Annotated in this window: 12 protein-coding genes; 5 read left to right on the forward strand and 7 right to left on the reverse strand. The window is 46.2% G+C overall.

Going from position 1 to position 12,584, the window contains the following annotated elements:
- Positions 1–27 precede the first annotated feature (27 nt).
- The 3 genes from HRU69_05860 to HRU69_05870 are packed head-to-tail and all read left to right on the forward strand — an operon-like array spanning position 28 to position 6,178.
- Positions 28–2,733 (forward strand): carboxypeptidase-like regulatory domain-containing protein, encoded by a 2,706-nt coding sequence (locus HRU69_05860; protein QOI97047.1) that lies wholly within the window; start codon positions 28–30, stop codon positions 2,731–2,733.
- Between the two features lie 5 nt (positions 2,734–2,738).
- Positions 2,739–3,812, forward strand: a complete 1,074-nt coding sequence (locus HRU69_05865; protein QOI97048.1) for a DUF4249 domain-containing protein — start codon at positions 2,739–2,741, stop codon at positions 3,810–3,812.
- 2 nt (positions 3,813–3,814) lie between these two features.
- Positions 3,815–6,178, forward strand: a complete 2,364-nt coding sequence (locus HRU69_05870; protein ID QOI97049.1) for a hypothetical protein — start codon at positions 3,815–3,817, stop codon at positions 6,176–6,178.
- Here HRU69_05870 and HRU69_05875 read toward each other — a convergent pair.
- The 3 genes from HRU69_05875 to rimO all read right to left on the reverse strand — a co-directional run bounded on the left by HRU69_05875 (position 6,175) and on the right by rimO (position 9,699).
- A complete protein-coding gene (locus HRU69_05875; protein ID QOI97050.1) occupies positions 6,175–6,750 on the reverse strand; it encodes a 5-formyltetrahydrofolate cyclo-ligase in 576 nt (191 codons plus the stop codon). The two genes, HRU69_05870 and HRU69_05875, sit on opposite strands and share 4 nt — an antisense overlap.
- On the reverse strand, positions 6,743–8,308 hold the full coding sequence (gene bshC, locus HRU69_05880) for a bacillithiol biosynthesis cysteine-adding enzyme BshC (GenBank protein ID QOI97051.1): 1,566 nt from the start codon (positions 8,306–8,308) through the stop codon (positions 6,743–6,745). The genes HRU69_05875 and bshC overlap by 8 nt, the downstream gene beginning before the upstream one ends.
- 80 nt (positions 8,309–8,388) lie before the next feature.
- On the reverse strand, positions 8,389–9,699 hold the full coding sequence (gene rimO, locus HRU69_05885) for a 30S ribosomal protein S12 methylthiotransferase RimO (GenBank protein ID QOI97052.1): 1,311 nt from the start codon (positions 9,697–9,699) through the stop codon (positions 8,389–8,391).
- 87 nt (positions 9,700–9,786) lie between these two features.
- Here rimO and HRU69_05890 point away from each other — a divergent pair, with 87 nt between their 5' ends.
- Together HRU69_05890 and HRU69_05895 are read left to right on the forward strand one after the other, a co-directional pair.
- Positions 9,787–10,245 (forward strand): hypothetical protein, encoded by a 459-nt coding sequence (locus tag HRU69_05890; protein ID QOI97053.1) that lies wholly within the window; start codon positions 9,787–9,789, stop codon positions 10,243–10,245.
- Positions 10,229–10,885 carry a hypothetical protein gene (locus tag HRU69_05895; GenBank protein ID QOI97054.1) on the forward strand — a complete coding sequence of 219 codons (657 nt, stop codon included), beginning with the start codon at positions 10,229–10,231 and terminating at the stop codon, positions 10,883–10,885. The genes HRU69_05890 and HRU69_05895 overlap by 17 nt, the downstream gene beginning before the upstream one ends.
- A 2-nt stretch (positions 10,886–10,887) precedes the next feature.
- Here the strand turns inward: HRU69_05895 and ftsY are convergent, their stop codons facing one another.
- From ftsY to HRU69_05915, 4 genes are all read right to left on the reverse strand, one after another.
- Positions 10,888–11,841 carry a signal recognition particle-docking protein FtsY gene (ftsY, locus tag HRU69_05900; GenBank protein QOI97055.1) on the reverse strand — a complete coding sequence of 318 codons (954 nt, stop codon included), beginning with the start codon at positions 11,839–11,841 and terminating at the stop codon, positions 10,888–10,890.
- 75 nt (positions 11,842–11,916) lie between these two features.
- Complete coding sequence (locus HRU69_05905; protein ID QOI97056.1) at positions 11,917–12,072, reverse strand: DUF4295 domain-containing protein; 156 nt, start codon at positions 12,070–12,072, stop codon at positions 11,917–11,919.
- Between the two features lie 2 nt (positions 12,073–12,074).
- Positions 12,075–12,257: a 50S ribosomal protein L33 gene (gene rpmG / locus HRU69_05910; protein QOI97057.1), complete on the reverse strand. Its 183-nt coding sequence runs from the start codon at positions 12,255–12,257 to the stop codon at positions 12,075–12,077.
- 21 nt (positions 12,258–12,278) lie between these two features.
- The gene (locus HRU69_05915) at positions 12,279–12,512 is read right to left on the reverse strand and encodes a 50S ribosomal protein L28 (GenBank protein ID QOI97058.1); all 234 of its coding nucleotides are present in this window, start codon (positions 12,510–12,512) and stop codon (positions 12,279–12,281) included.
- Positions 12,513–12,584: the final 72 nt, after the last annotated feature.

Genomic DNA, 12,584 nt, shown 5'->3' on the forward strand with positions numbered 1-12,584 from the left:
TATTTTTAAATATTGCGTAGCCGGCTAATGCTGTTCAGGAAGGGTATCGGGTTACTTGTTGTGCTATTGGGACTTGCATACTCAATTCAGGCTCAGCAGCAATTTGCTCATCCGGTAACCCTGTTGCCCTCCGAAGTGCCGGTGTCTTTCCTGCAGTTTATCGAAAAAGTTGAGCGGGAAACCGGGGTGCGTTTTTTCTATGATTCCAACTGGATTGAGTATCTCAGCATAGACAGGGCGTATACTAATTTACCGTTGGGCAGGATTTTAGATCAGGTGCTGGAGGGTTCCGATATTACCTATACGGCATTAAGCGGTTATGGTATTATACTGGTTAAAGATCCGTCCCGAGAAATTGAACGTCAACGTTTGCTGGCCAAAGCAGTAGCTCAGCGTAAAAAGGTTGAACAACTGGTTATTGGCAATCCTGCCGATTACCATCCTGACAAAAAACTGGTTTTGCGCGGACTTGTTACCGATGAGAAAACTTCTTCGCCTGTCCGTAATGCCACCATTACCCTGCTTAACGCGGAGCGGGGAACCACCACCAATGAACAAGGTGCTTACGAACTTACGTTGTCACCCGGAAGTAATCTGGTTAGTTTCAGCCATGCCAACTATTCAGAAGAAATTATTGATTTAAAGATTTACACCAGCGGACGTTTAAATATTATCCTGGAGGAAGTTCCAATTGTACTGGAAGAAGTGATTGTGACTGATCAGGCCATTGTAAATTCAACTATTGGGCAGGTTACCTTGCGGGTAAGTGAAATGAAGCGGACTCCCGTTTTCCTGGGCGAGGTAGATGTTGTAAAGCAGGTGCAAACACAAGCGGGTGTAACTACAGTGGGCGAGCTGGCTGCTGGTTTTAATGTACGGGGAGGAAGCACCGATCAAAACCTGGTGCTTTATGATGGGTTGCCGATTTTCAATACATCGCATGCATTAGGATTTTTCTCAGCATTTAATGCTGAAGCCATAAACCAGGTAGCGTTTTATAAGGGGGGTATTCCAGCCGAGTTTGGAGGCAGGGCATCATCGGTTTTGAACGTTACCTCAAAGGAAGGAAACTATAACCGCTGGACCGGCAGCGGTGGCATAGGCTTCATCTCAACATTTTTAACTGTTGGCGGCCCTATAAAAAAAGATACAACCTCGGTTATCGCTTCGGTACGTGCGACTTATTCCGACTGGATGCTCAAGTTGGTCAATTCTGATTATACAACCCTGCAGAACAGCTCGGTACAGTTTTATGATGGCTCGTTTAAATTAGCGCATAAGTTTTCTGCCAAAAGCAAGCTGATATTTTCGGGCTATTTCAGCCGTGACCGTATGCGGCTTACCAATGACACTCTTTTTCAATGGAATAATCTGGCCGTTTCAGCACGATTTGACAGGGCCGTAAGCGATAAGCTGTTTTACAGCATAACCATGGGTATGGGTGGTTATCGTTATACGCTGAACGAAGCGGATGAACGCGAAGCGTTTGATTTGACATATGGTATTGTATATCCATCCATTAGGGCCGACTTCAATTACAACGACAGGAATCCGAAGGCCTTCGGTTTCCAGGCTACGTATTACAATTTTAAACCGGGCACGCTTAGGCCGTCTACACCGGCATCCCTTATTCCGGCTATTTCAATTGCTGATGAGAATGCAGTTGAAGCCGGAGTTTATTTTAGCGAATCATTTAAGCTTGGAAACCGCATCAACCTGGATGCCGGCATCCGGTATGCGTTGTATGCCCGGCTTGGACCAGGCACTGTTTATGATTACGAAGCCGGTCAGCCTCTTGAGCCGCAAAATGTAATTGATTCTGCCCAATACCCGGCTGGCAGCCTCATTAAATTTTATCACGGACCTGAACCCCGCCTGGCTGCGCGATATTCGTTGAATCAATTCAGTTCATTAAAATTCGGGTATAACCGTTTATATCAATTTGTTCACCTGATTAGCAACACAGCCGCGGTAACTCCGGTAGATGTTTGGCAATCAAGCAACAGTTTTTTCAGACCCCAACTGGCCGATCAGGTTTCGGCAGGGTACTTCAGAAATCTGAAAGAGAATACCTATGAAGTATATGGCGAGTTGTTTTACAAGCATATTGCCAACATTCTCGATTTTAAAGACGGAGCAAGTTTGATTTTGAATAATAAACTTGAAACGGCATTGCTTCCCGGTAAAGCGAGGTCGTATGGTGTTGAACTTTCGGCAACCAAACTCAGGGGACGGCTGCAGGGAAATATGAATTACACTTTCTCACGCTCATTCAGGCAGGTAAATGGTAACGATGAAATTGAAAAGATTAATAACGGAAAATTTTTCCCCGCTAATTTCGATCAGCCCCACGTGGTTAACCTCACCTGGCGCTATGCTATAAGCCGCAGGCATTACTTTTCAGGGAACTTTACCTACCATACCGGACGGCCCATTTCACTTCCGGCCCATATTTACTACGTGGATGGCATTGGCATTTCGGATTTTCCGGAACGCAATACATACCGGTTGCCCGACTACCACCGCCTGGATATAGCCTTTATTATTGAGGGCAATCACAAGCGGAAAAAATTGTGGGATGGCACCTGGGTTATTTCTGCCTATAACCTCTACGGCAGAAAAAATGCGTACTCAGTCTTTTTCCAGCAGGATCAATGGGGTATTCTTAAGCCCTACCAGCTTTCTGTAGTAGGCACAGTTATTCCAACTATTAACTACACGTTCAAGTTCTGATGAAAATGTTAAAGAAGACAGTAATTGTGTTGGTAGCAGCCTTAATCGGAAGCTGCGTTGATCCGTTTAACATTCCAAGAATCGACTCATCACCTCAACTGGTAGTTGATGCTACCATTACCGATGAGCCCGGCCCGCATACCGTTACGCTAACCTATACATCCGAGTTATCGAACGATTATACAAACCGGGAGTTTGTTAGTGGAGCCATCGTTCGTATAAAAGATGAGACAACCGATGTAACAACCGGCCTGGTTGAAACATCAACCGGAAAGTACCAAACACCGGATAACTGGGGCGTTGTGGTTGGGAGGGCGTATAGTCTTTATATTCAGCTTGCGGATGGACGTGAATTTCGTTCAGATACCCAACAGGTTTTTCCGGCCGGTGAGATTGACAGCCTTTCGCTTGTGTTTCTTCCTAATTCAATAAATCAAAATGATGGCACGCAACCCCAGAACGCCATTGGAATTTATATTGATTCAAAGGGCGTTGCCGGAGAACCCAATTTTTTCCGTTGGAGGTGGACAGGCACCTATCAGGTTGAAACGGATCCGGCTAATAAAACACGGATTGACCCCAACTGTATGTGTGAAGTTCCCGATCCTCCGGCCTGTGCCTTTGGTACATGCAGTTGCTGTACCTGTTGGGTAAGCGATTTCAGTAACCGGGCAACAGTGTCAAACAATCAATTCATAAACGACAATTCGTTTTACAATGTATTCTTAGGCAAAATACCGGTAGAGCCATTCCGCTTTTTCAGAAAATATCATGTTGAAGTTGAACAGCTAAGCCTTTCCGAATCGGCCTACAATTTTTGGAAACTTGTGCAAGCTCAACAACAAGGTGCTACAGATATCTTTCAGCCAAACGCCATTAAGATTAGAGGTAATGTGAAATCGATTACCGATCAGGATGCTGAAGCTTTTGGTGTGGTATCTTTTTGTTCAGTTAGCAAAGCTTCACGATTTATTTTCAGGCATGAGTTGCCGGTTGTATTGCTTGACCCCCCCCTGATACGGGAAGATTGCCGGATTATTTTTAGAAATGCTTCCAACGTCCGACCTGATTTCTGGTAACGATGGCAAAACTCAGTATTTTGTGGTGTACACTGGTTACGACAGCATACGCTCAGTTGCCGCTGGAACAATGGCCTGAAAAACTGAAGGCTTTTTATACAGTTCACAATCCGGTAAAATTGCACCTGCAGTTTAATCAGCCGGCTTATGCACCCGGAGATACTGCCTTTTTTCGGGCCGCCTATCTGTTGGCAGCCGATGGCGCTCCGTTAAAAGGATATAACCTAATTGAACTGGATGTGGTTGATGCCTCCGGGAAAACAGTACTGCATCAGGTTTTCCGGATACGCGATGGCTGGGGCAGTAACCAACTGATGGTACCTACAGATATGCCCCCGGGTACTTACCGGGTATTTGTCTACGACAATTGGATGAAAAATTTTGGCCGATCCAGGTACTTTGCGGGCGAACTACAGGTGGCTGGTGAATATGCGTATTCAACTGCTCTGGTAAAGGAAAAGCCGGCCTGCTACCCGGAAGGCGGGCAGCTTGTTGCAGGCGTGCGGAATAAAGTAGTAGTGTATGCGGCAGCGGCCAACAATCAAAATGGTTTTGTAACGGATGCCTCCGGAAAACAAATCGCCACGTTTATTACCGACAGCAATGGTTATGGATTATTTTTTATTACTCCCGATAAAGATGAGATCTATACCGTTAGCCTTAATGGACAGGCTAACCAACTTGTTGCTGCCCGCGATGGTGTGAGTATTATGGTTACTCCTGCTGTCTCAGCAAAAAGCCAACACCGTGTGTTGCTGCAGGCACCTGCTTTGTCGGATTTACGAAATGCTCCACTCCATTTACTCATCAGCGGTCATGGTTTGGTTTATTATTCCGCAACATTTTCATTTCAGGATAAAGAATTTATTAACCTGGCCATACCAGCCGAAGCTTTGGGCCACGGCATTTGCTACTTAACAGTTAATAGTAGAGACGGAGAAACGCTTGCTTCACGAATTATCTTCAACAAGAAGAGTGCAGTCAAAATTTCTGTTAAGCCTGATAAACCATCGTATCCTACACGCACACCAGCTGCTATTGAAGTGTCGGTTTCGGATGATACTAATAATCCGGTGTTGGCACGCATGGCAGTTTCAGTTTATCAGCAGGCCATTTTTCCGTCAATCGAATCTTCATCAAGACAAACAGATCAGTACCTTTTGGTAGTAGCCGATCTTGACAAGCCCCTGCCTCCCGGCTTTGATGCCAATCTGCAAACTGCCGAAGGCTTACACCTGCTGGACCGCGTGCTGATTACAAATTCCTGGCCGTGGTACACCTGGGAGAACGTGCTGGACAAGCAAACGAAACCACAGTTTTTATTCAGGGACTTTCTGCAGGTTAACGGAAGATTAGTTGAGCATCCGTCTGGTAAACCCTTTACCGATTCGGTAAGCATAACCTTTTTTGTTATGGGTGCTCAGGATGTATACGAAGTGTTTTCAAGAAATGATGGTACGTTCCGTGTTTCATTTTTATTACCGTTTTATAGCAGTGAGAAAATTTTTTACCGGGTTGAGCGGGCCGGAAGAAGGATTGATGATGTAAGGCTTGAGCTAACCGATAGCCTGAACCACTATGCTGCGCTGCCGCTGCAACGCACAGCCACTGGTAATCCGTATTACAGATACGCGCAAATGCGAAATCGCATAAATACTTCTTACCGGTACTTTAGTGCGGCTTCAAACCGAACCCCTGAAGTCATCAGCCGGAATGTGCTAATCGAGAAAGAACTTTTTGAGCCGGACGTAGCCATCGATTTGGATGATTATACACTGTTTCCGACCATGCAGGAGACCCTTCACGAAATTGTACCTTACCTGCAATACCGCAAAATTGCCGGCCGTGATGTAGTGCGGCTCTATTTGCCCGAGCAGGCCAGGGCGGGCATGGAAAATCCGGCCTTCATTATTGATGGTGTGCTAACCGATGACGCCTCTTATTTTCTGAAGCTAAAACCAGCTGAAGTGGCTAAAATAAAACTAATCTACACAGCTCCAAAGCTGGCGAAACTGGGAGCCATTTCTCGAAACGGTATCGTATTGGTTGAAACGAAAATAGAGAACAATGCAGCAAATGTTGCGGCAACCAGTCGTTTATTCAGCATAAACGGAATTACACCGGCAATGCCTGTAAACAATAGCTCCTTTACCTGGCAGAAGGCAAATCCGCGTGCTCCACAGTTAAAATCATGTTTATTCTGGAACCCCCTTATCCGAAGCAACGAAAACGGGATGGCAAATTTCTCGTTCACAACGACCGATGAAACCGGGCGGTTTGTCATTCGGATTGAGGGACTTACCGTTGAAGGTGTACCGTTTGTTTACGAAGAATACCTGGATGTGAGCTACAGCAAAGGAAATTAAGAGGTAAATCTGAAAAATTTTTCAGGCGTAATGCAACCGGTAAGCGGGATGTCATCCGTTGTGGTGTCAATGGAATCAACTGGTCCAAAAAACGAAATCCCGATTCGATTGGTTTGTGGCCGGCATTTGGCAAGAAACCTATCGTAATAACCCTTACCGTACCCAACCCGATGCCCCGTGGTATCGAAGGCAAGCAAGGGAACCAGCACCAAGTCAATTTTATCTGCAGGCATTACAATATTTCCTGTTGGTTCGGGTACTCCCCAACGGCTGGTTTTCAGGTTACGCATGCCTTCAAACAGAAAGTGTTCAAGCTGGTTGGTTGCCGGGTTTACTTTCGGTACCGCAAGGCGGATATGGGTAAATTCCCGTTGCAGCCTATCAATAATAAGCCAGGTATCGGGTTCTTTTTTTTTGATAATCGGCAGGAAGCAATGGATCACTTTTACAAATGATAAATCTACAGAAGCAAAGAACATATCGCAGAGCCTGCGGTTAAACAGGTAATACTCCGCTTCATTGAGTGATAACCTTTTTTTAATAAATGAATCACGTAGTTCCTGCTTAGTCATTTTCAGCCAGGATGTTGAACCGGAAATCAAAGGGATCGAAATGCTGAACCAGCTTATGGATAAACTGCGGATCAGTTTGATAGAAATTCAGGAAGTTATCAGTGCGCTCCTGTAAACTGCCATTCGGAAAAAGGGCATCCTTCAGCTCTTCCACCTGGCGCAGCCGGTCGGCCTGCCTGCGCTTTTCAGCGCGCAGTAATTTTTGTTCTATCTTTTCCAGGCTGTTTATCGCCCGTTTGGTTTCTGCGGCCACCATGGGCTCCAATGTTTTATCAAGGAATGTTGCATGGTTCTTAATGGCATTAAACTGATTAACGATTGCTTCCTTCTCTCCGTTTAACTGGATTTTATTTGAAGAAAATTTAAGTGCAGTTTGGTTTAGCAGTGTTGATTTCTCTTTGAACAAATCAGTTAATTCAATCCCTGTTTTTTGAAATTTCCGGAACTGCGGAGCATTGATTACTAAGGCAAAATTGCGGGGCAGTAAAACCGGAAAGGGCACGTTATAATAATCGAACATGCTTTTAAACTGCAGCCAGTACACCAGTTCGGCAGGCCCGCCTACGTACGCCAGGTTGGGCAGTATCATTTCCTGGTACAAAGGCCGCAGGCAAACATTCGGGCTGAATTTTTCGGGCGATTGCTGAACGAGTTTTTCAATTTCCGCCTTTGTAAACGATAGTGCAGTGTCTATCACAGTATACCGGTCGCCTGATTTTTCAATACGGCTCCTCAGCCCATCGTCCAGGTAAAACAGATTTACCTCCCGGCAAAATACCTGGGGTTTATACCCAAGCTTTTCGAGGTTTGAGTTGGTTTGATCGACTAACCTTTTGGCTGAATGATTGAAAAGGTCGTCACTGATAACCGGTGAAAAAAGTTTTTTCAATTCGTGGTCGTCTCCGTCAATTGCCACAAGCCCGTATTCGCCAAACAATGCATTCACGTAATAGCGAACGGCATCGCTGAGTTTTTTAAACCGGGTGTACGCTTCTTTAAACAGGGTAATGTCTCCGGGAATTTCGGAAAACAACGTCTTCAAATCATGGGTTGTAAACCGGCCCACTGCCCCCTGTTGCGAAGTGTGCCAGGTATAGTTTTTCCCGTAAAGTCTGAAGGATTTGATTTCATCGTAGTCATGGTCTTCAGAGGCCATCCAGTACACTGGAACAAACCGGTAATCGGGGTACGCTGCTGAAAGTTTTTTACAGGCATTGATTACTGTAACGATTTTATAAATAAAGTAAAGCGGCCCCGTAAAAATATTAAGCTGGTGCCCGGTGGTTATCGTAAATGTTTTAGTATTGCCCAGGTTGCTGATGTTGTTTTTTACGGCTTGGGCTGCAGAAACATGGGTATATTGCTTTTGAAGAACCTGAACCAGTATGTTCCGGTTGCCTGCCGGAAAGGATTGTTTCTGTGCGAGTTGGTCTGCGAAATTTTTAAGTTCAGGAAACGTATTATAAAAGGATTTGAGGGATTCCTTTTGTCGGATATAATCCAGAAAAAAGGGGGTGAATGCACCCGTGGATTCGAACGATACCGGGTTAACATTCATGGCAACAGCAATCCGTTAGGCAAAGCATACGACAAATAACGCGTTTTTGACGGTAAGGTTAAATGAAATTACACGGGCATTTATACAGCCGTTCCGTGCAAATCGAAATCGGTGGCTGAGGTTATCTTAACCGGCACGAAATCGCCAATCCGCAAATACCCAGCTGCGGCATCAATGATTACTTCGTTATCCACTTCGGGCGAATCGAATTCGGTGCGGCCTACGAAGTTTCCGCCTTCCTTCCGGTCAATTAATACCTTGTATGTGTTACCCACCTTCTGCTGGTTAAGTTCGTTCGAAATGCCCTGCTGCAATTCCATTACGGCATCAGCCCGTTGTTGTTTTACTTCATCGGGTACATCATCGTTCATGGAATAGGCATGCGTGTTCTCTTCATGCGAGTATGTAAAAACTCCCAGTCGGTCGAAACGGGATTTTTCCACAAAATCCATCATTTCCTCAAAGTCTTTCTCCGTTTCACCGGGGTGGCCTGCAATGAGGGTGGTGCGTATGGCAATGCCCGGCACTTTCGCGCGGATGGTTTGAAGTAACTGTTCGGTTTTTTCGCGCGTGGTTCCCCTGCGCATGCGTTCAAGCATGTTGGTGCTGCCGTGCTGCAAAGGAATATCCAGGTACTTGCAAATGGTGCTGCGCTGGGCCATCACGTCAAGCACATCCATAGGGAAGCCCGTAGGGAAGGCATAGTGGAGGCGGATCCATTCAATACCCTCCACATCGGCCAGTCGGTTAAGCAGTTCGGCCAGGTTTCTTTTCTTGTAAAGATCCAATCCGTAATAGGTCGAGTCCTGGGCAATTATCAGCAATTCTTTGGTTCCGCCCTTCGCCAGGTTTTGTGATTCTTTTATCAGTTCTTCAATCGGACGCGATACATGCCTGCCCCGCATGATGGGTATAGCGCAGAAAGAACAGGGCCGATCGCACCCTTCCGAAATTTTCAGGTACGCATAGTGACCGGGGTTCGTCAGTATCCGCTCGCCTACCAGTTCCTGTTTGTAGTCGGCTTTGAATTGTTTGAGCAGGCGGGAAAGATCGCGTGTACCGAACCAGGCATCAACTTCGGGGATTTCTTTTTCGAGATCGTCTTTATACCGTTGCGACAGGCATCCGGTAACATACACCTTATCTACCAGGCCTTCCTGCTTGGCGTCAACATAACGAAGTATCGTGTCGATGGATTCCTGCTTGGCATTGTCGATAAAACCGCACGTATTGATCACCACCACACTGGCGTCATCGGCACCCGATTCATGAACGGCCTCGATGCCATTACCACGCAACTGGGTAAGTAACACCTCCGAGTCAACCACATTTTTCGAACACCCCAGCGTAACAATGTTGACTTTGGTGTTTGTATGTCCCTTGGTTTTCACGCGATTCGGTTTTAAGGCCTGCAAAAATACGAAAAATACAAGGGCACCGGGTTTGCGCGTTATACTGAAGACGTATCTTTACGAATTGTGAGATTTGCACTGCCAGTTTTTTTTATTGTGATGGTTTCGTCCTGTCTGGATGAGCCGGATTGCATCCGGAATGCCGATACCGCACTGGTCATTCAGTTTAAGCGATTGCTTGACGGGAAAAACGACACGTTGATTTTTTACCGGGTTGAAGCCATTGGCACCGACAGTATTTTTTACGGTCAGGATCCCGATGTACTGGACACCCTTCGCGGAACGCCCATGATTTTATCGGTTAACCCGAATGCAACGTCCACGTCATTTACCTTTTATCTCCCGGTGTTGGAGCGATCGCTTTCTGTTGAATATGACAGGTCAGTGCGGTTTATCAGTGAAGATTGCGGCAGCGAAGTGAGCCTCAGCAACCTCAGAATTTCGTTTACCGATTTTGATTCAGTTCGTGTTATTAATCCCATTTTAAGCACTGCCCGAACCGTAAACATTGAAATCTACCGCTAACATATTGCTGATCCTGCTTTCGATAAACCTGCTTGCCCAAAAAGCCGATACGCTGGTGCGCGATTTCAGGCCATCGGGTGTCCGCATCGGGTATGATGTTTTTGGGGGTGCCAGGAGCGCGCTGGATAAAACGTATTCCGGCTTTGAAATGAGTGCCGATGTTGATTTTTACCGCTACTACCTTACGGTTGATGTTGGAAACTGGAAACGGGAGCTGACAAGTGATGCAGACCGGTACATTAACAACGGTAATTATATGCGGGCAGGTGTTGATGTAAATTTTTTAAAGAAAGATCCGGAACGGAACATGTTCTTTATCGGGGCGCGCTACGGCTGGGGAACATTTTCAGAATCGCTGGTGAAGACAACGGATGATCCGGTTTGGGGAATAACTACGGAAACATTTACCAATACCAACAGCCGTGCTTCCTGGTTTGAAGTGACCACCGGGCTTCGCGTAAAGATGTATAAGTTTTTCTGGATGGGGTATACCATCCGGTATAAGTTTGGATTGAATACTTCCGGTACAGGGGAGTTGGCGACTTACGATGTGCCGGGCTTTGGCAGTACGTTTAAGAGTTCTACCTGGGGTTTTAATTACCTGCTATTGTTCAGGATACCGGTGAGGAAGGAGTTGTAAGTCTATTGGTTGGCAAACAATGAATCCACAAACTCGGCATTGTTAAAAATCTGCAGGTCGTCAACCTTTTCGCCAACGCCAATGTATTTCACCGGTATTTTAAATTCATCCGAAATGCCGATTACTACGCCACCTTTCGCTGTGCCGTCAAGCTTGGTAATAGCCAGCCCGGTTACATCGGTGGCTTTGGTAAACTCGCGGGCCTGGATTACGGCATTCTGGCCGGTACTGCCATCGAGCACCAGCAGCACTTCGTGGGGTGCATCCGGAATAACTTTCTGAATCACACGCCTGATTTTTGAAAGCTCGTTCATCAGGTTGGTTTTGGTATGCAGGCGACCGGCCGTGTCAATGATCACCACATCCGCATTTTTATCCAGTCCCTCTTTTACGGCATCAAAAGCAACGGACGATGGGTCAGTATTCATACCACGGCTTACAACGGGTATGCCGTTCCGTTCGCCCCAAAGTTTAAGCTGGTCAACAGCCGCAGCACGAAAGGTATCGGCTGCACCCAGCAAAACCGATTTGCCTAACTTTTTATACTGAGCCGAAAGTTTGCCAATGGTGGTAGTTTTACCCACACCGTTTACGCCTACCACCATCATCACATACGGTTTAATGCCGGCCGGCAGATCAAAATCCTGCAATGAAGCCGATTGGTTTTCAGCCAACAACGAAGCAATTTCTTCTTTTAGGATGCGGTTTAGTTCAACTGTGCCAAGGTATTTGTCGCGCGCTACACGCTGCTGAATGCGTTCAATAATTTTTAGCGTGGTATTAACGCCAACATCGGAGGAGATGAGGATTTCCTCCAGGTTATCGAGCACGTTATCATCTACCGTGGATTTACCGGCCACCGCCTTGCCGAGGCGGGTAAAAAAACTCTCACTGGTTTTTTGCAACCCCTTGTTGAGCGATTCTTTCTTTTCTTTTGTAAAAAATCCGAAGGCCATACATGCAACTTAGTAAAAAAACGAACCCCTGCTCCCGAAGGAACAGGGGTTTGAAAAATGCTTTTACAATACCGGTTATTTTTTGGCCAATGTTTCTTTCACCATTTCGGCCGGAACAATCTCTTCCCTAAAGGTGTAGGCTCCGGTTTTTTCCGACTTGATGGCGCGAATCACTTTTGCGTAGTGCTTGCCATCCCCTTTCTTCAGCGTTGCAACAACTTTCTTTGCCATGGTTACTTAATTTCTTTGTGTAAGGTATATTTTTTCAACACCGGGTTGTACTTCTTCAACTCCAGCCGCTCGGTGGTGTTTTTGCGGTTTTTGGTGGTAATGTAACGGCTCATGCCGGGCATGCCCGAAGCTTTGTGTTCGGTGCATTCCAGAATTACCTGTACGCGGTTGCCTTTCTTTGCCATGTTCGTAATCGGTTAATTATGCTACAACCCTCCCTGGGCTTTGGCTTCTTTTAATACGGCCGTAATGCCATGCTTATTGATGGTTTTAATGGCCTTGGTCGATACCTTCAGCGTTATCCAGCGGTTCTCTTCCGGCAGGAAGAAGCGCTTTTTCTGAAGGTTCGGGTAAAACCTGCGCTTGGTCTTGTTATTCGCGTGGGAAACGTTGTTTCCTACCCGCGGCCGTTTTCCGGTTATTTCGCAAACTCGTGCCATTGCCTTTGTGCTTTATTCTTAAAAAAGGACTGCAAATATCGGGAAAAGGGGTTCAAATCTCCAAGCCCTGTC

It is taken from the genome of Flammeovirgaceae bacterium, assembly GCA_015180985.1.
GTDB lineage: Bacteria > Bacteroidota > Bacteroidia > Cytophagales > Cyclobacteriaceae > UBA2336.

Excerpts from the sequence above, each read along its gene's own strand:
- HRU69_05915 (QOI97058.1), bottom strand. The coding sequence starts at position 12,512 with ATGGCACGAGTTTGCGAAATAACCGGAAAACGGCCGCGGGTAGGAAAC.
- HRU69_05875 (QOI97050.1), bottom strand. The coding sequence starts at position 6,750 with ATGACTAAGCAGGAACTACGTGATTCATTTATTAAAAAAAGGTTATCA.
- bshC (QOI97051.1), bottom strand. The coding sequence starts at position 8,308 with ATGAATGTTAACCCGGTATCGTTCGAATCCACGGGTGCATTCACCCCC.
- rpmG (QOI97057.1), bottom strand. The coding sequence starts at position 12,257 with ATGGCAAAGAAAGGCAACCGCGTACAGGTAATTCTGGAATGCACCGAA.
- HRU69_05860 (QOI97047.1), top strand. The coding sequence starts at position 28 with ATGCTGTTCAGGAAGGGTATCGGGTTACTTGTTGTGCTATTGGGACTT.
- HRU69_05905 (QOI97056.1), bottom strand. The coding sequence starts at position 12,072 with ATGGCAAAGAAAGTTGTTGCAACGCTGAAGAAAGGGGATGGCAAGCAC.
- HRU69_05865 (QOI97048.1), top strand. The coding sequence starts at position 2,739 with ATGTTAAAGAAGACAGTAATTGTGTTGGTAGCAGCCTTAATCGGAAGC.
- ftsY (QOI97055.1), bottom strand. The coding sequence starts at position 11,841 with ATGGCCTTCGGATTTTTTACAAAAGAAAAGAAAGAATCGCTCAACAAG.
- HRU69_05870 (QOI97049.1), top strand. The coding sequence starts at position 3,815 with ATGGCAAAACTCAGTATTTTGTGGTGTACACTGGTTACGACAGCATAC.